17 protein-coding genes are annotated in these 17,909 nt (G+C 65.3%); 11 read left to right on the forward strand and 6 right to left on the reverse strand.

Annotated features, from left to right (window positions below; genetic code table 11):
* Positions 1-2: 2 nt before the first annotated feature.
* Positions 3-470, reverse strand: a complete 468-nt coding sequence (locus GGD67_RS08840) for a PH domain-containing protein (RefSeq protein WP_018320543.1) — start codon at positions 468-470, stop codon at positions 3-5.
* 149 nt (positions 471-619) lie between these two features.
* Here GGD67_RS08840 and GGD67_RS08845 point away from each other — a divergent pair, with 149 nt between their 5' ends.
* The 3 genes from GGD67_RS08845 (at position 620) to prfA (ending at position 5,661) form a co-directional block, all read left to right on the forward strand.
* Positions 620-1,876, forward strand: a complete 1,257-nt coding sequence (locus GGD67_RS08845; protein WP_179732206.1) for an aspartate kinase — start codon at positions 620-622, stop codon at positions 1,874-1,876.
* A gap of 374 nt (positions 1,877-2,250) precedes the next feature.
* A complete protein-coding gene (gene ptsP, locus GGD67_RS08850; RefSeq protein WP_018320541.1) occupies positions 2,251-4,518 on the forward strand; it encodes a phosphoenolpyruvate--protein phosphotransferase in 2,268 nt (755 codons plus the stop codon).
* Between the two features lie 57 nt (positions 4,519-4,575).
* On the forward strand, positions 4,576-5,661 hold the full coding sequence (prfA, locus tag GGD67_RS08855; RefSeq protein WP_018320540.1) for a peptide chain release factor 1: 1,086 nt from the start codon (positions 4,576-4,578) through the stop codon (positions 5,659-5,661).
* An 8-nt stretch (positions 5,662-5,669) separates the two neighbouring features.
* On the opposite strand, the gene GGD67_RS08860 is transcribed toward prfA, so the two are convergent.
* Positions 5,670-6,140, reverse strand: coding sequence for a MarR family winged helix-turn-helix transcriptional regulator (locus GGD67_RS08860; protein WP_179732208.1), 471 nt, complete (start codon positions 6,138-6,140; stop codon positions 5,670-5,672).
* A gap of 122 nt (positions 6,141-6,262) precedes the next feature.
* On the reverse strand, positions 6,263-6,742 hold the full coding sequence (locus GGD67_RS08865) for a hypothetical protein (protein WP_246783478.1): 480 nt from the start codon (positions 6,740-6,742) through the stop codon (positions 6,263-6,265).
* Between the two features lie 390 nt (positions 6,743-7,132).
* On the opposite strand from GGD67_RS08865, the gene GGD67_RS08870 reads away from it, so the two are divergent.
* From GGD67_RS08870 to GGD67_RS08885, 4 genes are all read left to right on the forward strand, one after another.
* Positions 7,133-8,467 carry a substrate-binding protein gene (locus GGD67_RS08870; protein WP_179732212.1) on the forward strand — a complete coding sequence of 445 codons (1,335 nt, stop codon included), beginning with the start codon at positions 7,133-7,135 and terminating at the stop codon, positions 8,465-8,467.
* Positions 8,468-8,571: 104 nt separating this feature from the next.
* Positions 8,572-9,447, forward strand: coding sequence for a branched-chain amino acid ABC transporter permease (locus tag GGD67_RS08875; RefSeq protein WP_179732214.1), 876 nt, complete (start codon positions 8,572-8,574; stop codon positions 9,445-9,447).
* A gap of 11 nt (positions 9,448-9,458) precedes the next feature.
* Positions 9,459-11,297: an ABC transporter permease subunit gene (locus GGD67_RS08880; RefSeq protein WP_179732215.1), complete on the forward strand. Its 1,839-nt coding sequence runs from the start codon at positions 9,459-9,461 to the stop codon at positions 11,295-11,297.
* On the forward strand, positions 11,294-11,992 hold the full coding sequence (locus tag GGD67_RS08885; protein WP_179732217.1) for an ABC transporter ATP-binding protein: 699 nt from the start codon (positions 11,294-11,296) through the stop codon (positions 11,990-11,992). The genes GGD67_RS08880 and GGD67_RS08885 overlap by 4 nt, the downstream gene beginning before the upstream one ends.
* A gap of 26 nt (positions 11,993-12,018) precedes the next feature.
* Here the strand turns inward: GGD67_RS08885 and GGD67_RS08890 are convergent, their stop codons facing one another.
* Positions 12,019-12,444 carry an HIT domain-containing protein gene (locus tag GGD67_RS08890; RefSeq protein WP_018320533.1) on the reverse strand — a complete coding sequence of 142 codons (426 nt, stop codon included), beginning with the start codon at positions 12,442-12,444 and terminating at the stop codon, positions 12,019-12,021.
* A gap of 90 nt (positions 12,445-12,534) precedes the next feature.
* Here GGD67_RS08890 and prmC point away from each other — a divergent pair, with 90 nt between their 5' ends.
* On the forward strand, positions 12,535-13,431 hold the full coding sequence (gene prmC / locus GGD67_RS08895) for a peptide chain release factor N(5)-glutamine methyltransferase (RefSeq protein WP_179732219.1): 897 nt from the start codon (positions 12,535-12,537) through the stop codon (positions 13,429-13,431).
* A gap of 462 nt (positions 13,432-13,893) precedes the next feature.
* The gene (locus GGD67_RS08900; protein ID WP_018320531.1) at positions 13,894-14,682 is read left to right on the forward strand and encodes a DUF4167 domain-containing protein; all 789 of its coding nucleotides are present in this window, start codon (positions 13,894-13,896) and stop codon (positions 14,680-14,682) included.
* Between the two features lie 90 nt (positions 14,683-14,772).
* On the opposite strand, the gene GGD67_RS08905 is transcribed toward GGD67_RS08900, so the two are convergent.
* The gene (locus GGD67_RS08905) at positions 14,773-15,519 is read right to left on the reverse strand and encodes a methyltransferase domain-containing protein (RefSeq protein ID WP_018320530.1); all 747 of its coding nucleotides are present in this window, start codon (positions 15,517-15,519) and stop codon (positions 14,773-14,775) included.
* Between the two features lie 108 nt (positions 15,520-15,627).
* Between GGD67_RS08905 and gloB the strand changes: the two genes are divergently transcribed.
* Positions 15,628-16,395, forward strand: a complete 768-nt coding sequence (gloB, locus tag GGD67_RS08910; protein WP_018320529.1) for a hydroxyacylglutathione hydrolase — start codon at positions 15,628-15,630, stop codon at positions 16,393-16,395.
* A 66-nt stretch (positions 16,396-16,461) separates the two neighbouring features.
* Entirely contained in the window at positions 16,462-16,884 is a 423-nt protein-coding gene (locus GGD67_RS08915) for a cupin domain-containing protein (RefSeq protein ID WP_018320528.1), read from the forward strand.
* A gap of 48 nt (positions 16,885-16,932) precedes the next feature.
* Here GGD67_RS08915 and GGD67_RS08920 read toward each other — a convergent pair whose 3' ends face one another.
* Positions 16,933-17,802 carry a DMT family transporter gene (locus tag GGD67_RS08920; protein ID WP_179732221.1) on the reverse strand — a complete coding sequence of 290 codons (870 nt, stop codon included), beginning with the start codon at positions 17,800-17,802 and terminating at the stop codon, positions 16,933-16,935.
* Positions 17,803-17,909: the final 107 nt, after the last annotated feature.

Below are 17,909 nucleotides of genomic sequence, written 5' to 3' on the forward strand. Positions count from 1 at the left end.
TCCTACCGCGTGGTGATCGAACTACGGAAGGCGAGCGGCGAGGCGATGGTCCGGATGGTTTCGCGACCTTCGCCGACGCCGTTGATGGTCACGTCGCCGTAGTTGAGAATACGTCCAAGAATCGTCTGATTGACATCGACGCTCTCGACCTTGTCCAGCGCCATCTCGAAGGTGCGGCGCTTGATGAAGCCGGTCTTGTGCACAATCCTGAGATTGGTGACGTCGGTCTCGGTGGTGAAGCGATGGAACCAGCCCTTCACGGTCCAGAACAGGGCCGCCAGAGCCACCACGCCCGAGGCGATGAGACAGAGAATCAGGAGCCCATTGACCGTGGTCTGCCCTGACAGGACGAACAGGGCGAAAGCCGCGATCCAGGCCAGGATGGCCGGAAAATAGAAAATCCAGTGCGCATTGGTCGAATACAGCACCCGCTCGCCGGGCTGCAGGATTTCGTCAATATAGCGCGCCATAACCTCTGATAACCCATTGCCCGGATTGGCCGCAGCAGGAACCCGCTTGCCCCCGGCCCCGCCCCTCTGTATACGCGCGGTCGGGTGCCCGCAGCATCGTCTCGCGCGGGCCACCATACTGATCCCTTTGAAGGAATGCACGCGTCGTCATGAGCCGCCTCGTGATGAAATTCGGCGGCACATCCGTCGCCAACATCGAACGTATCCGCAACGTCGCACGCCACGTGAAGCGTGAGGTCGACGCCGGCCACGAAGTGGCCGTGGTCGTCTCGGCGATGTCCGGGAAAACCAACGAGCTGGTGGCCTGGTGCACCGAGGCCTCGCCGATGCACGACGCGCGCGAATACGACGCCGTCGTCGCCTCCGGCGAACAGGTCACATCCGGCCTGCTTGCCATCGCGCTCCAGGGCATGGGCATCCAGGCCCGCTCCTGGCAGGGGTGGCAGATCCCGATCAAGACCAGCGACGCCCACGCCTCGGCCCGGATCGAGGACATCGACGGCAGCGAGATCATCAGCCGTTTCAAGGATCGCAAGGAAGTCGCGGTCATCGCCGGCTTCCAGGGCATCAATCCGGAGACGGGTCGCATCACCACGCTCGGCCGCGGCGGCTCGGACACCTCGGCTGTGGCGATCGCCGCCGCCGTCAAGGCCGACCGCTGCGACATCTACACCGATGTCGACGGCGTCTACACAACCGACCCGCGAATCGTGCCGAAGGCCAAGAGGCTCGACAAGATCGCATTCGAAGACATGCTGGAACTGGCCTCCCAGGGCGCAAAAGTGCTCCAGGTCCGCTCGGTGGAACTCGGCATGGTCCACAACATGCCGATCTTCGTCCGCTCGAGCTTCGACAAGCCCGAGGATATCGACCCGCATGCCAACCAGCCGCCCGGCACGCTGATCTGCAGCGAGGAGGAGATCATGGAAAGCCACGTCGTCACTGGTATCGCCTTCTCCAAGGACGAGGCCCAGATCTCGGTGCGCCAGATCGAGGACAAGCCGGGCGTTGCGGCGTCGATCTTCGGCCCGCTGGCGGATGCCAACATCAATGTCGACATGATCGTGCAGAACGTCTCCGAGGACGGCAAGACCACCGACCTCACCTTCACGGTGCCGGCGGCCGACTATACCCGCGCCAAGGACACGATTGCCGCCGCCAAGGGCAAGATCGGCTATGCGCGGCTCGATACCGCCACCGATGTCGCCAAGATCTCGGTGATCGGCAGCGGCATGCGCAGCCATGCCGGCGTCGCTGCCCAGGCGTTCTCAGCCCTCGCCGGACGGAATATCAACATCCGGGCCATTACAACCTCCGAGATCAAATTCTCGGTTTTGATCGACACCGCCTATACCGAGCTTGCGGTGCGCACCCTGCACACGCTCTACGGTCTCGATCAGGCCTGAAACGCGACCATCGTCGCGCTTCAGGCTGTTGTTTGAGCATGGTCTTTCCGGAAAACAGCTTCGCCCTTTCCGGACCATGCCTGGACTAATTTTCTCTTAGCGGTCGCAGCAAACGCGAAGGTGTACACACCTTCGCGTTTGGCAGGCGTTTTGCTTGGCAAAACAAGCCTCAATTCGCTATACGGCGAACAGGGTGGGCTGCCGCAGACTGTGTCCCAGTTCGGGGCGGCGCTGATTCGGTGCAGGCGCTAAATCTCAAGGGGATTTTGGGCTTGTGCCGGCGCCGGACAAACAATTTGGTTGTTTTTCTGGAATTTTAGGCCAGCCGCCGGCCGATACCGCCGGGTCGGGCAGACGGAGGAGATTGACGAGACATGCGGAGCGCGTCGGGAGGTCCCCGCGTCTTGTTGAGACGGCTCCGCGAAACCATGGCGGAGCAGGTCTCTGCCCAGGAGCGGCTGGACAAGATCGTGGTGCTGATCGCCGCCAACATGGTGGCCGAGGTGTGCTCGGTCTATGTGCTGCGCATCGACAACACGCTGGAGCTCTACGCCACCGAAGGCCTCAACCGCGAGGCGGTGCACCACACCGTGCTGAGCGCCCATGAGGGCCTGGTCGGCCTCGTCGCCAGCGAGGCGACGCCGCTCAATTTGAGCGATGCGCAGAGCCACCCGGCCTTCTCGTTCCGCCCGGAGACCGGCGAGGAAATCTACCACTCCTTCCTCGGCGTGCCGATCCTGCGGGCCGGCAACACGCTCGGCGTGCTGGTGGTGCAGAACCGCGCCAAGCGCAATTATGTCGAGGAAGAGCTCGAGGCGCTGCAGACCACCGCCATGGTGCTGGCCGAGCTGATCGCCTCCGGCGAGCTCTCCGCGCTGGCCCAGCCGGGCCAGGAGCCCGCGGCGCGCCATTCCGCGCAGAAGGTCGGCGCCATCCTGTCGGAGGGCATCGCGCTCGGCCATGTCGTGCTGCATGAGCCGCGCGTCGTCATCAAGGACTACATCGCCGAGGACCTGCCCAAGGAAATCAAGCGGCTCGACACCGCGCTGGCCAAGCTCCGCGCCGATCTCGACCGCATGCTGGAGCGCGGCGACGTCGCCGAGGGCGGCGAGCATCGCGAGGTGCTGGAAGCCTATCGCATGTTCGCCAACGACCAGGGCTGGTCGCACAAGCTGCATGAGGCGGTCGCCACCGGCCTTACCGCGGAAGCCGCCGTCGAGCGCGTGCAGTCCGACACCCGCGCGCGCATGCTGCGCTCGACCGACCCCTACTTGCGCGACCGGCTGCACGACCTCGAGGATCTCGGCTACCGCCTGATGCGGCAGCTGGTCGGCCAGGACCACGCGCCCTCGCGCGAGCAGCTGCCCGACAACGCGATCGTCATCGCGCGCGCGATGGGCCCGGCGGCGCTGCTCGACTATGACCGCAAGCGCCTGCGCGGCATCGTGCTGGAGGAAGGCACCGCCAACTCCCACGTCTCGATCGTGGCGCGCGCGCTCGGCATTCCTGCCGTTGGCGAGGTGCCGAACGCGCCCGGCATCGCCGATCCCGGCGACGCCATCATCGTCGACGGCACCTCCGGTTCGATCTATGTGCGTCCCTCGCAGGAAGTCGAGGCGGCCTTCGCCGAGCGCGTGCGCTTCCGCGCCCGCCGCCAGGCGCAATATCTGGCGCTGCGCGACCTGCCCTGCGTCACCAGGGACGGCCAGAAGGTCGAGCTGATGATCAACGCAGGTCTTGCCATCGACCTGCCGCATATCGAGGACACCGGCAGCGCCGGCATCGGCCTGTTCCGCACCGAGCTGCAATTCATGGTCGGCCAGAGCCTGCCGCGCACCAGCGACCAGCTGGCGCTGTATCGTACCGTGCTCGATGCGGCCGGCACCAAGCCCGTCACCTTCCGCACCCTCGACATCGGTGGCGACAAGGCGTTGCCCTATATGGAAGCGGTGATCGAGGAAAATCCCGCGCTCGGCTGGCGCGCGATCCGGCTCGGGCTCGATCGTCCCGGCCTGCTGCGCGGCCAGATCCGTGCGCTGCTGCGCGCCGGTGGCGGCCGCGCGCTGCGCATCATGTTCCCGATGATCTCGGAGGTCGCCGAATTCGATTCGGCGAAGGCGCTGGTCGAACGCGAGCTCACCTATCTGCGCCAGCACGGCCATACGCTGCCGGAGCGTATCGACATCGGCACCATGGTCGAGGTGCCCGCTTTGCTCTACCAGCTCGACGAGCTCCTGAAGAAGGTCGACTTCATCTCGGTCGGCTCCAACGATCTGTTCCAGTTCCTGTTCGCGGTCGACCGCGGCAATGCAAAAGTCTCCGAGCGCTTCGACACCATGTCGGCGCCGATCCTGCGCGCGCTGCGCGAGATCGCACGCAAGTCACAGGCGGCGAAGAAGTCGCTCTCGCTCTGCGGCGAGATGGCGTCCAAGCCGCTTGGCGCACTGGCACTGATTGCGCTGGGCTACCGCTCGCTGTCGCTGTCGGCAACCGCACTCGGCCCCGTCAAGGCCATGGTCATCGACCTCGATGCCAAGAAGGCCGAAGCCGTGCTCGGCCCGCTCCTGGACGCGCCGGCGGGCAGCGTCTCGATCCGGCAGAAACTGACGGAATTTGCCGAGGCCGAAGGCCTGGCATTGTAGCGGGCCTGTCGCCGCTCCCTGCCGCCTCGCCTCCTTCCGCCATTTGAGACTGAACCGATGTCGTCACTCCCCGAAGCCAAACTGGACGTCCTCCTTGCACATCATGCCTCTCTTGAGGCCGAATCGCTGGGGCAGCTCGCCTCCGAGCGCTATGTGCAGATCACGCGCGAGCTCGCCGAGATCACCCCGCTGATCGAGGCGGTGAAGGCCTATCGTGCCGCGGTCAAGGAGCTCGCCGACACCGAGGCGCTGATCGCCGATCCCGCGACCGATGCCGAGATGCGCAGCATGGCGGAAGCCGAACGCGACGAGCTGACGCCGAAAATCGAGGAGCTGGTCCAGAAGATCCGGGTCGCTCTGCTGCCCAAGGACGCCATGGACGACCGCAACGTGGTGCTGGAAATCCGCGCCGGCACCGGCGGCGACGAGGCCTCGCTGTTTGCTGGCGACCTGTTCCGGATGTACGAGCGCTTCGCTGCCTTGCAGGGCTGGAAGGTCGAGGTGATCTCGGCCAGCGAAGGCACCGTCGGCGGCTACAAGGAAATCATCGCGGAGGTGCAGGGCCGCGGCGCGTTCTCGAAGCTGAAGTTCGAATCCGGCGTGCATCGCGTGCAGCGCGTGCCGGACACCGAGACGCAGGGGCGCATCCACACTTCGGCCGCGACGGTGGCCGTGCTGCCGGAGGTCGAGGACGTCGACGTCGACATCAAGAACGACGATTTGCGCATCGAGACCATGCGCGCGCAAGGAGCCGGCGGTCAGCACGTCAACAAGACCGAATCGGCGATCCGCATCACCCACATTCCGACCGGCATCGTGGTGATGATGCAGGACAGCCGCTCGCAGCACAAGAATCGTGCCTCGGCCATGAACATCCTGCGCTCGCGCATCTACGACGCCGAACGCCAGCGCGTCGATGCGGCACGGTCGGCCGAGCGCAAGGAGAAGGTCGGCTCAGGCGACCGCTCCGAGCGCATCCGCACCTACAATTTTCCGCAAGGGCGCGTCACCGACCATCGCATCAACCTGACGCTCTACAAGCTGCCGCAGGTGATCGCAGGCGAAGCGCTCGGCGAGTTGACCGACGCGCTGACCACCGAGCACCAGGCCGCGCAGCTCGCCGCACAGGGCGCGGCGGCCTGATCCCTGCCTCAGCGCACCTTTGCCAGAAACGATCGCAGGATCTTGCCCAACGCGGGTGCAGCGGCGCTCAGCTCGTCCAGGTGAATGCGCGAAAGCGAGCGCAGCTTCTGCTCGCCCTTGGCCGTCAGCTTGACCAGGACGCGCCTTGCATCCTCGGGATCGGCCTCCCGAGCGATCAGCTTCAGCTTCGCCATGCGGTCCACCAGCTCCACCGCCGTATGGTGCCGGATCAGGAGGAAGCCGGCGATGTCGCCGACGCTGGCGCCGTTGGGGTCGGCCAGCCCCTTGATCGCCAGCAGTGCCTGGTGCTGCTGCGGCGTCAACCCGGCGCTCTGGGCCGCCGCTTCGCTGAAGGCGAGGAAGGTGCGCAGCTGGTAGCGGAATTGGGCGAGCGCCGCATAGTCAGCCTCGCGCATCGCGCCGCCCCTCGAGGGCGCAGCGCGCGCCGTGCGTCCAGTCTTCCGCTTCGCGTCAGCCATTCCGTGCCTTTCGAACTCCGCCCGCCGGCGGAGCGGGCGCTGCCGAGACTAGCAAGGAAGGCCGGGCGGAACCACCGACGGGCCTTGCAGATGCACAAGTATAGGAGGGGCTTGCAGCCCTTCTATTCGAAGTGGGAGAGCAGGATCTTCACCAGGATGACCTGAAATGCGATCGGAATACGAACGCTCTTCCGCCTGATCGAGCGCTGGAGCGCACTGACGATCTCGGCGCTGGTCAAGGCGCCTTCGGATGCATTCGTGATCAACTCGCCCCACATCTGCGACAGCGAGCCGCCGGGCGGGATCACCGGCTTGATGGTCACGCCGCAACCCTGCGCCCAGTCGACAATCTCCCGCATGGTGTGAGGACCGCAATTGCGCGTCGTCGCAAGCCGCTCCGCCGTCAGCGCGAGCAGCAGCTCGCGCGAGGGCGACCAGGTCCCCTTCGGCGGCTGCTCGCCGGTGAGCTCGACCGCGAGCTCCTTCAGGACATTCTGGGCCCGCACGCTCAGTCTCTGCATCGGCACCGGCGTGCGCTTGGCCTGAACGGACCCGACGGCCGGCCCTCGCTGACCGGCGGACCGGCCACGCGGCTCCGGCATGCGCGAGGCATCGCCGGGCTGCGGCGATGCGCGCTGGTCGCTCCCCTCCCCGGCAGGCCACGCCGCCTCCTGCCGCTCCGCTTCTTGCGGCCAGGACCGTCGCTTCCGGGTACCCGCTACTGTCGTCTGCCGCGGCATCTCTCTCGCCGAACCCGCCAATCTCGTACTCACAAAGACTAATATATATCGTGATCCGATATGTTTTCACGCGATAATTTTCATCGTTCGACCAAAGGCGAAATTGACAGAAGGTGTTCACGAGCAATGTTTACGTCCAGGAGCTACACGCGGATGTGACGTGCCCGGTGCAGGCAGGCCCTTCGAGGCCGGTTGCCGCCGGACAGGTCGTCCTTTGCCTGCAAACAAGAACGATATCCGGAGGAAACGCTCATGACGGACCATCTCATTCGCCGTGGCCTCTCGCGCCGCGGCCTGCTCCAGACCACGGCAGGCCTCATCGGCGGCTCGGTGCTGCCTGCGATGCCGGCCTTCGCCGAGGACAAGCCGGCGATCGGCTCCTATCCCGCGGGCGTTTCGGGTTCCACCGCCTTCATCGGCATCTCGGTGCCGCGCACCGGCACCTATGCCGTGCAGGGCGAGGACGAGCTCAAGGGCTATCAACTCGCGATCGAGCACATCAACGGCGGTCACGACCTGATCAAGAAGATCTCGCCGAAGACCAGCAAGGGCGTGCTCGGCAAGGAGCTGAAATTCGGCGTCGCGGATTCCGCGGCCAAGCCCAACGAGGCGGTGCAGGCGCAGCAGCGCTTCATCAGCGAGAACAAGGCGATCATGATCACCGGCGGCACCTCGAGCGCCGTTGCGGTCGCGCTGAACAAGCTCGCCCAGCGCGAGAAGGTGATCTTCGTCTGCGGCATCTCCGGCTCGAACGACACCACCGGCAAGGACTGCGTCCGCTACGGCTTCCGCCAGAACTTCTTCGGCCAGACCGCCGCGGCGGCGATCGGCCCCGTCATGGTCAAGGAGTTCGGCAAGGGCAAGAAGGCTGCGTATCTCACGCCTGATTACACCTACGGTCACACCGTCACCAAGTCGATGCAGGACTTTCTTGCGACCGCCGGCTGGACCACCGTCACCAACCAGGTCGCGCCGCTCGGCGCGCCCGATTATTCCTCCTATCTGCTGAACGTCGCGAATTCCGGCGCCGACGTGCTGATCAACGTCAACTGGGGCCACGACGCGGTGCTGTCGACGCAGCAGGCCAAGCAGTTCGGCGTGCTCGACAAGATGAAGCTGGTCGTCCCCTACCAGGTACCCTTCATCGCGCGCGAGACCGGCGGGTTGATGCAGGGCGTCTACGCCGCCACCGACTATTGGTGGACGCTCGAGGACAAATTCCCGCTCGCCAAGATGTTCAACGAGGCCTTCGAGAAGAAGTACGGCTACAAGCCGGAATGGGGCGCGGAGAACGCCTATGTCAGCTTCGCGCACTGGGCCCGCATGTGCGAGCAGGCCGGCAGCTTCAGCCCGCCCGACGTGATCAAGGCCTATGAGAAGGGCGAGACGCTGCCGTCCCTGGTCGGCGACGTGCATTACCGCCCCGAGGACCATCAGTGCGTCCGCCCGGTGATCATCGTCAAGGGCAAGCAGCAGAAGGACATGAAGACGAAGGAAGATTGGTACGATGTGGTCGAGGTCGTCCCGGGCGAAGCCTTGATGCAGAAGCCGGACGCCTTCGGCTGCCATCCCGGCGACTACAGCTGAGCTCGCGCTAACCCCCTGTGACGCCGTAGGTCGCTTCCGGCTCCTGCGGCGTCACCCATTTTTTGCGCATCGCCGGAACGCGCCGCCACAACCGTGATCCCTGCATGATTAGTTGGCCCAACCTCGTCTCGCAGCTCTTCAACGGGCTCGCGCTTGGCGCGCTGCTCGCGCTGATCAGCTCCGGCCTGACCATTATCTACGGCACGCTCGGCGTGCTCAACCTCGCGCATGGCGCGATGTTCATGATCGGCGGCTATGCCGGATTCGTCGCCTACCAGTACACGGAATCGTTCATCCTCGCCGTAATCGCCGGCTCGCTGTTCGTGATGCTGCTCGGCGTTGCGATGGAACGCGTCATCATCCGCCATTTCTATCATCGGCCGCACGAGGATCAGTTGCTCGTGACTTTCGGGCTCGGCATCTGCTTCGTCGAGATCATCCGGCTGATCTTCTCCAGCCAGTCGCAGCTGGTCCCGCCGCCGGCGATATTCCAGGGCATCACCAATCTCGGCTTCATGTTCTATCCGACCTACCGCCTCGCGGTGGTCGGCATCGTCGCGATCGCGCTCGGCGCGCTGTTCATCATCCTCTACCGGACAAGGCTCGGCATGATCGTGCGGGCCGGCATCGAGGACTCCGTGATGGTGGATTCGCTCGGCATCGATGTCTACCGGGTCTTCATGGTGGTGTTCGGCATCGGCGCGATGGCCGCCGGCTTTGCCGGCATCGTCAACGCGCCGGTAGTGTCGCTGACACCGGGCATCGGTGACGACATCCTGGTCCAGACCTTCGTGGTGGTGGTGATCGGCGGCGTCGGCTCGTTCCCAGGCGCGATCCTGGGCGGCCTGATCGCCGGCGAGATCATCAGCGTCACCTCCATGTTCAACCCCGGCTACGCCTATGTGATGCTGTTTGCGGCAATGACGCTCGTGCTCGTGGTGCGACCGCATGGCCTGCTCGGCGTCCAGGGCCGCGAGTAAGTGATCTCCTGATGCTCAAGCAACGCCCCTTCCTGATCGAGACACTGACGGCGATCGGCCTGATCGTGGCCCCCTTCGTGCTGCCCCATCTCGGCTTCGCGCCCAACACCGTGAACCGGATCCTGGTCTGGGGCCTGTTCGGTCTCGGCTTCGACATCCTGTTCGGCTTCACCGGCCTGCTGTCGTTCGGCCAGTCCGCTTTCTACGGTACCGGCGGCTTCGTCGCGGCGTACCTCCTGACCCGCGCCGGCTTCGGCAACGTGCTGGGCGCGCTGATCATCGGCATGATCGCGGCGGCCGCGACCGGCTATCTGATCGGCCTGATCGCGCTCCGCCGCACCGGCATCTACTTCGCCATGATCACGGTCGCGATCGCGGAAGTGTTTTTCTTCGTCGAGTTCAATCCGCTCTCCGACTTCACCGGCGGCGAGAACGGCCTGCCGGGCGTGCCAACGCCGAGCTTCAATCTCGGCTTCACCACCCTCCACTTCACCAATGGCTGGTCGCTCTATCAATTCATCGCGCTGTGCTACTTCGTCGGCGTCATCATTGCGCTGAGGATCGTGCGCTCGCCGGTCGGCGCCATTTTCAGCGCGATCCGCGACAATCCGCTGCGCGCCACCGCGGTCGGCCACAACATCCATGGCTACAAGCTGACTGCTTTCGTGATCGCAGCGGCCTATGCGGGGTTTGCCGGCGGCCTGCTCGGCGTGCTCCAGGCCTTCATGCCACCCGACGCGTTCACCTTCGACACGTCCGGCCAGCTTGTGATGCAGACCGCCATTGGCGGTCGAGGCACGCTGTTCGGGCCTCTGGTCGGCGCGACCGTCTGGCTGTTCCTCCAGGATTTCCTGCAATCCGCGCTGGGCTTGGGTGCCGCCTGGAAGCTGGTGCTTGGCGTCGTGTTCGTGCTGCTGGTCTGCTTCCTGCGCGGCGGCATCATCGGCGGTCTTGCGGACCTTTATCGCCTCCTCTCCGGCAGGCGTAAGCGGAGCGATACGGAGGCCGAGCCGGACACTGACACGACACTGCACCTAGCGCCCGCGCCGATGCAGGCCAAGGAGGTCGCGCACCCCGCTTATTCCGGGCCGATCCTGAGAGCCACCGGCTTGACCAAGCGCTATGGCGGCCTCGTCGCCAACAGCGACATCGATTTCAGCGTCAATCAAGGCGAGCTGCGCGGCATCATCGGCCCCAACGGCGCCGGCAAATCGACCTTCTTCAAGATGCTGACCTGCGAGATCGCGCCGACCTCCGGCCAGATCGTATTCGAGGGACGCGACATCACGGGATTGAAGGTCACCGAGGTTTGCCAGCTCGGGCTCACCAAGAGCTATCAGGTCAATCAGCTCTTCACCGGGCTGACGGTGCGGCAGAACCTGACGATCGCCGCGCTCGCCGAGCTGCGCGGCAAGTTCCGACTCGATCTCTTCCGCAAGCTCTCCGGCGTCAAGGGCCTGACCGAGCAGGTGGAGCATACGCTGGCGCTGGTCAACCTGACCCGCCGCGCCGACACGCCGGTCGCCGAACTCGCCTATGGCGAGAAGCGCCGGCTCGAGATCGGGCTCGCGCTCGCGACCTCGCCGCGCCTGCTGCTGCTCGACGAGCCGCTCGCGGGCATGAGCCCGCGCGAGCGGGTCGAGACCGTCAAGCTGCTCAAATCGATCGCGCGCGGCCGCACCATGATCATCATCGACCACGACATGGATTCGCTGTTCGAGCTGGTCGAGCGCGTCACGGTGCTTCAGGAGGGCAAGGTGCTGCTCGACGGCACGCCGGAGGAAATCCGGACCAACGCCGCGGTGCAGGAAGCCTATCTCGGCGGCGTGAATGGGGAGATCGCCGCATGAGCCTGATCGAGGTCAACGGCCTGAACAGCTATTACGGGGATTCCCACATCCTGTTCGACGTCGCCATGCACGTCGAACGTCACGAGGTGGTGGCGCTGCTCGGCCGCAACGGCGCCGGCAAGAGCACGACTCTGAAGAGCCTGATGGGCGTCGTGACGCCGCACAGCGGCAGCGTGAAATTCGACGGCGTCGATATCGCCGGACGCAGGAGCCACAGAATCGCGCAGGCGGGCATGCAGCTCGTGCACGAGGAGCGGCGCATCTTCGGCAGCCTGTCGGTGGAGGAAAACATCGTCCTTGCCGGGTTCACCGCGCCGAAACGCTGGCCGCTCGACCGCATCTACGAGATGTTTCCGCGGCTGAAGGAGCGACGCAACAACCGCGGCACCGAGCTCTCCGGCGGCGAGCAGCAGATGCTCGCGATTGCGCGGGCGCTGGTGCGCGATCCCAAGATCGTGCTGCTGGACGAGCCGTTCGAGGGGCTCGCGCCCGTCATCGTCCACGATCTCGTCAAGGCCTGCCGGGAGCTGGCGGCGGCCGGCCAGACCATCGTGCTGGTCGAGCAGAATTTGGCGGCGACGCTGGCGCTGGCGAACCGGATCTACATCATCAACAACGGCCACATCGTGCACGAGGGTCCGGCGCAGGAGCTCAAGGCCCAGCCGGAGCTGCTGCAGCGCTACCTCGGCGTTTAGTCGGCCGCCGAGTTCGGCTGTCAGGTTCAGCCGCCGAGGGCTGCGATCATCCGTTTGGCATGATCGGCGAGCACAGCCATATCTTCCTTGCGCGTCTGCGCCGGCAAGAGGTCGACGCCGGCCCTGACAGGCATGACGTGCATGTGCAGGTGAAGCACCACCTGCCCGCTGGCCGGCTCGCTGAACTGCTGGAGGATGATACCCTCCGCGTCAAACGCCTTCATCGCCGCAATCGCGATTCGCTTGGCCGTCCGGGCGACGGCGGCAAGATCGTCCTCCGCAATATCCAGGATGCCGCGCGCCGGCGCCCGCGGAATCACCAGCGTGTGCCCGGGCGCGCGCGGCATGATGTCGAGGAAGGCCAGGCTGCGCTCGTCCCTGAAAACCTCGAAGCAGGGAATCTCGCCGCGCAGGACCTTTGCGAAGACGTTCTGATCGTCATAGGCCGTCATGGACCCCTCCACGCTTGCGAGGCGCGATCAAACGCGCTCCTTTCCGTTGACGCAAGCGAGCCGGCCGATCTATCCACGATGGCAGGCAGGATGGCTCCATTGGCGACAAATATCTATCCCGGACATAATGTCGAGAGTGCGCGGCGCGCGCTCGCGGCACGGCTGCAAGCGGCCGGCATCGAGGAGGCGGCCCTCGATGCGCGCCTGCTCGTCGGGGCCGCGCTGGAGCTCGATCTGACCGGCATGGTGACGCAGGCATCGCGACAACTCACGCCTGAGGAGACCACGCAGCTCGAACGATACGCGCAACGCCGGCTCGCGCATGAGCCGGTCGCCCGCATTCTCGGCGTGCGAGACTTCTGGGGCATGCCGTTGCGGTTGTCCGAGGCGACGCTGGTACCGCGGCCGGATACCGAGACCGTCGTCGAACTGGCGCTCGAGATCTTCCGCGAGCTGGCGATATCGGGCCGGCGCCCGCGAATCGCCGATATCGGCGTCGGATCGGGCGCCATCCTGCTCGCATTGCTGTGGGAGATTCCCGACGCGTTCGGCGTCGGTACCGATGTCAGCCCGACGGCGCTCGATACGGCGCGCGACAATGCGGCCGCCCTCGGCCTCGCCGGCCGCGCCGGCTTCGTCGCCTGCTCCTATCTGACGGCGCTGCGCGGCCCGTTTGACCTCATCGTTTCGAACCCGCCCTACATTCCCTCCGCCGAAATTCCGAGACTGAGCATCGAGGTGCGCGACCACGATCCGCATCTGGCGCTCGACGGCGGCAATGACGGATATGACGCCTATCGCGCCCTCGTCCCGCAGGCCGCCGAGCGTCTCGCCCCCGGCGGAGCGCTGATCGTCGAGGCCGGACAGGGGCAGGCCAGAAATATTGAAACCTTGATGATAGCTGGCGCGTTAACGGTGGACAGGCCACCCAAGGCCGACCTGGCGGGCATTCCGCGGGCCGTTTCGGCCCGAAAAATGCCCCCATAAAAGCCGGATTGGCTTGCAAAAAGCTCTTGGAATATCCCTTGGGAACGACTACGTTCCGATCAACACATCGGTGCCGGCCCCGTAGACCTACGGGCGAAAGCCGGGCTCTCGGGCGAGAGCTTTACTGATAAAGGTTCCAAGCCGCAGGTCCTGTGAAGCGCGATAGCCAGTGGAGCTGCGCTGCTCTCCGACCGCAAAAGTGAACGAAAGCCTGATATTGCGCTTGAAGACTTACGCAACACAGCTGGGCTTGTTTCGGCAGGCAAAATGAATGGGTTCGCTGGCGATCAGTGCTGGCGGGTGGGGAACGCGTCCTTGTTGAACGCGACGGTCGACGAACATCGGCAGGGTTCGATCCGCTCTTGCGCGCGGTGCGCGCGAGCGATGTGAACCGCTGTCACCAGGTCACTCCTGGCAATCAGTAATGCGTGCAACGTTTAGGGCTGGAATTAAAGGCAGGACATGAGAAACGGTCAGAACAAGCAGCGGATGCGCAACCGCAACAATAACAATAACAACAACAACCGGCGCAGCCAGAACCCGATGACCCGGGTCTACGAGTCCAACGGACCCGACATCAAGATCCGCGGCACCGCCTCGCACATCGCTGAAAAGTATCTCCAGCTCGCACGCGACGCGCGCTCCTCCGGCGACCCCGTTGCAGCCGAGAACTACTACCAGCACGCCGAGCATTATTTCCGCCTGATCGCCGCGGCCCAGGAACAGTTCCGCCAGAACCAGCAGCCGCGCGGTGACGAGCCGATCAGCAGCAATAGCGACGACGGCGACGACGACGGCGAGAATTTCTCGAATTTCGGCCAGGAGCCGGGCTTCGTCCCGCAGCCGCAACAGCAGCAGCCCTTCGCGCGCGACCGCGACGGCCAGCGCGATCATCATCAGCGTGATCATCAGCAGCGCGACAACCAGCCCTATCAGCGCGATCAGCAGCAGCCGCGCGAGCATCGCGAGCGCGACCATCGCCCGCAGCCGCAATATCAGCCCCAGCCGCAACCGCAGAATCAGCCGCAGCCCGTCGTCACCGACGCCGGCAGCGTCGATCGCCTGCCCTCCTTCATCACCGGCGCGCAGCCGCAGGTGAACGGCGGCGCGAATGGCGGCCAGGCCGGTTTCGAGGGCGGAGCCGGCGGTGGCGAACGCTATCCGCGCCGGCGGCGCCGGCCGCATGGCCCGCGTCCCGAGCGCGAAGCAGCTCCGGCCGCATCCGGCGATGACCTTGCGCCCAGCGAGTAAGTCTCTTCTGATCGACTGATCTGGAATCGTCCCGGCCTCGCCGGGACGATTTTGTTTTTAACGACCACCGGTCGCGGCAACGCTTGTGACCTAACTGCGCGTCGCCGTCGTCGAAGACGGGACCAGCACGGGCTTCGCGAGCGACGGAATCAGCCGTGCCCGCTCGCGCTTGGCGGGGATCGCGCGGTAGACCTGCTTGGTCGCCTCCACGATATGGACGCCGGCAAAGGGCAGCGACAATGCCGCACCGGCGCGCTCCCACATCTGCGCCGATTTCAGCACCCAGCCGCCGGCATAGGGCGGCATGAACAGCGCCTCGCCCCAGGCGGTCGGCGTGAACCAGGTCTGGCGCAGCAGGTCGGTGATCTGCGAGCGCGAATACGGCCGGCCGTGACCGAACGGCGTGCTGTCGGTGCGGGTCCACACCCCGCGCCGGTTCGGGATCACCGCGATCACGCGCCCTGACGGCGACAGCACGCGCCATACCTCGCGCAGCAGCGCGGCCGGATCGTCCGACATCTCCAGAGCGTGGACCAGCAGGATGCGGTCGACCGCGGCGTCGGGGAGCGGCAGCGAGAATTCGTCGACCAGCGAGGCCAGCGCCGGCCGTCCCGTCGGCCATTTCAGGACGCCCTGGGCCGCCGGCATGAAGGCGAGGCAGCGCTCGGCGTCTTCGCGGAACAGCCCCAGATAGGGCGTGGGATAGCCGAGGCCGAGCACGCGCTGGCCTTCCGCCCTCGGCCAGCGTTCCCTGATGCCGCGATTGATCATTTGCCGCGCCACGATCCCGAGGCGGCGGGAATAGAACTCGCGGAGGTCGACGACGTCGATGGTCATGACGGCAATGTAACATGCGCGAGACCGCCGCCGCGCGCGGAATATTGCATTGCCTGCGCAACGTTAACGCCATATTTGTCTGGCGGGGCTGAGCCCGATGGAGATGACATGGCCGCCGAAATTCGTACTTTCACCTGTTTAAACGACAATTTCGGCTATCTGATCCACGATGTGGAAACCAAGGCGACGGCGTCGATCGACGCGCCTGAGGCCGGCCCCATCCTGGCGGCGCTGGAGCGCGAGGGCTGGCAGCTCACCGACATCCTGATCACCCATCATCACGGCGATCATGTCGGCGGGGTCGCCGAACTCAAGCAGAAATACAACTGCCGCGTCGTCGCGCCGCACGACAAGACCACCAAAATTGCGGACGTCGATCTGCGTGTCGCCAATGCCGACGTGGTCAAGATAGGCAATTTGCTGGCGCGCGTGCTGGAGACGCCGGGTCATACGCTCGACCACATCTCCTACGTGTTCGACACCGAGAAGACGGTGTTCGCCGCCGACACGCTGTTCTCGATCGGCTGCGGCCGCGTGTTCGAGGGCACCTATCCGATGATGTGGGATTCGCTTCTGAAGCTGCGTGCCCTGCCCGACGACTTCAAGCTCTATTGCGGCCACGAATACACGGCCTCCAACGTCAAGTTCGCGCTCACCGTCGATCCCGACAATGCAGCGCTCCAGGCGCGCGCGGCGGAGGTGACGAGGCTCCGGGCCGAGAACAAGCCGACCATTCCCACACTGCTTGGCGACGAGAAGCGGGCCAACGTGTTCCTGCGCGCCGATGAGCCGCAGGTCGCAGCGAGGCTGCACATGAAGGGCGCGGATGCCGCCGCGGTGTTCGGCGAGCTGCGCGAGCGCAAGAACAAGTCCTGAAGAACAAATCCTGAAGACCAAGTCCTGAACACAAAGTCCTGCAGAAGAAAGCCCTGACTGGAATCGATGCCGACTGCAGCCGAGATCATCGCGCGCCTCGAACTCCGTCCGCATCCCGAGGGCGGCCATTATCGCGAGACATTTCGCGACCAGACCACTGACGCCAACGGGCGTTCGCGCTCGACCCTGATCTACTTCCTGCTCGCACGCGGCGAGCGTTCGCACTGGCATCGCGTCGATGCGGTCGAGACATGGCACTATTACGCCGGCAGTCCCTTGATGCTGCGCATCGCCCATGACGGCTGCTCGCAGCACCAGGTGCGGCTCGGCACTGACCTTGCGAATGGAGACCGGCCGCAGGCAATCGTGCCGGCACAGGCCTGGCAATCGGCGGAGACGACGGGCGAGTGGACGCTGGTCGGCTGCACCGTGGCCCCGGCATTCGAATTCGCAGGCTTCGAGCTCGCACCACAGGGCTGGGAGCCGTAGGGTCAACTGTCATTTCGGGCATCGCATGCAGCATCGAGCCCGGAATGATCATCGCTTCCGCAGCACCATATCCTTCGCCGCAATCAGGCCGCCGCCGGCAATCAGGATCGCAGCAATCGCGATGTTGGCGCTGGCCTTGGCAAATCCGGCGGCGATGAGGAAGCCGGTCGAGAGCAGCGGCGTCGCGTAGGAGGCGGCGCCGAGCACGCGGATGTCACCGCGCTTCATGCCGATGTCCCAGGCGTAGAACGCGGCACCGACGGGACCGATGCCCAGCGCGATCACCGAGAGCCATTGCAGCGTGGTCTCCGGCCAGACGGTGGTCTCGAGCAGGCCGTGCATCAGCGCGGCAAGCACGGCGGTGGCCAGGCAGAATCCAGCGACCGCATCGGTCGGAACGGCCTTGAGCCGGCGCGACAGCACCGAATAGGCCGCCCAGACGAACGCAGCGATGAAGGCCGCGGCCAATCCCGGCACCTGCCCGGCCGCGAAGCCGGAGGTGTTGCCGGCGAACAGCAGCACGGTGCCGACGAGGCCGAGCATCGCGCCAACGATGTGATGGAGGGCGAGCCGCTCGCCCGGCAGGAAGGACGAGAACAGCACGATCAGCAGCGGCCACAGATAATTCAGCAGGCCGGCTTCGGCCGGCGGCGCGAAGCGCAGCGCGAGAAAATACAGTGCGTGATAGCCGAACAGGCCGCCGACGCCGACGGCCCAGACGACCAGCGGCTGACGCAGGCTCTTCGCCGCCTCGCCGCGGCCGATCCAGGTGAGCAAGCCGACCAGGCCACCGATCGCGAAGGTCATCGCGGCGAGCTGGAACGCCGGGATCGTTCCGGTGGCCACCGTCATTACCGACAGCAGCGACCACATCAGGATCGCGGTCAATCCGATCAGCGTGGCTGTGCGCGGGGTCATTGACGAAGGCTCTGAGGACAACGATGCCCGGCACGAGGCCGGGCATTGTCGTCTTCACTATCGCCTTGTCGCGCCTGAAGCTACAGGCTTTTGACCTGAAGATGTGG

Origin of the sequence: Bradyrhizobium sp. IAR9 (assembly GCF_013408065.1) — a bacterium.
Lineage (GTDB): Bacteria > Pseudomonadota > Alphaproteobacteria > Rhizobiales > Xanthobacteraceae > Bradyrhizobium.

Excerpts from the sequence above, each read along its gene's own strand:
- GGD67_RS08890 (WP_018320533.1), bottom strand. The coding sequence starts at position 12,444 with ATGACGGCCTATGACGATCAGAACGTCTTCGCAAAGGTCCTGCGCGGC.
- prmC (WP_179732219.1), top strand. The coding sequence starts at position 12,535 with ATGGCTCCATTGGCGACAAATATCTATCCCGGACATAATGTCGAGAGT.
- GGD67_RS08900 (WP_018320531.1), top strand. The coding sequence starts at position 13,894 with ATGAGAAACGGTCAGAACAAGCAGCGGATGCGCAACCGCAACAATAAC.
- ptsP (WP_018320541.1), top strand. The coding sequence starts at position 2,251 with ATGCGGAGCGCGTCGGGAGGTCCCCGCGTCTTGTTGAGACGGCTCCGC.
- GGD67_RS08920 (WP_179732221.1), bottom strand. The coding sequence starts at position 17,802 with ATGACCCCGCGCACAGCCACGCTGATCGGATTGACCGCGATCCTGATG.
- GGD67_RS08905 (WP_018320530.1), bottom strand. The coding sequence starts at position 15,519 with ATGACCATCGACGTCGTCGACCTCCGCGAGTTCTATTCCCGCCGCCTC.
- GGD67_RS08875 (WP_179732214.1), top strand. The coding sequence starts at position 8,572 with ATGATTAGTTGGCCCAACCTCGTCTCGCAGCTCTTCAACGGGCTCGCG.
- GGD67_RS08840 (WP_018320543.1), bottom strand. The coding sequence starts at position 470 with ATGGCGCGCTATATTGACGAAATCCTGCAGCCCGGCGAGCGGGTGCTG.
- GGD67_RS08885 (WP_179732217.1), top strand. The coding sequence starts at position 11,294 with ATGAGCCTGATCGAGGTCAACGGCCTGAACAGCTATTACGGGGATTCC.
- GGD67_RS08880 (WP_179732215.1), top strand. The coding sequence starts at position 9,459 with ATGCTCAAGCAACGCCCCTTCCTGATCGAGACACTGACGGCGATCGGC.
- GGD67_RS08865 (WP_246783478.1), bottom strand. The coding sequence starts at position 6,742 with ATGCCGGAGCCGCGTGGCCGGTCCGCCGGTCAGCGAGGGCCGGCCGTC.
- GGD67_RS08845 (WP_179732206.1), top strand. The coding sequence starts at position 620 with ATGAGCCGCCTCGTGATGAAATTCGGCGGCACATCCGTCGCCAACATC.
- GGD67_RS08870 (WP_179732212.1), top strand. The coding sequence starts at position 7,133 with ATGACGGACCATCTCATTCGCCGTGGCCTCTCGCGCCGCGGCCTGCTC.
- GGD67_RS08915 (WP_018320528.1), top strand. The coding sequence starts at position 16,462 with ATGCCGACTGCAGCCGAGATCATCGCGCGCCTCGAACTCCGTCCGCAT.
- prfA (WP_018320540.1), top strand. The coding sequence starts at position 4,576 with ATGTCGTCACTCCCCGAAGCCAAACTGGACGTCCTCCTTGCACATCAT.
- GGD67_RS08860 (WP_179732208.1), bottom strand. The coding sequence starts at position 6,140 with ATGGCTGACGCGAAGCGGAAGACTGGACGCACGGCGCGCGCTGCGCCC.
- gloB (WP_018320529.1), top strand. The coding sequence starts at position 15,628 with ATGGCCGCCGAAATTCGTACTTTCACCTGTTTAAACGACAATTTCGGC.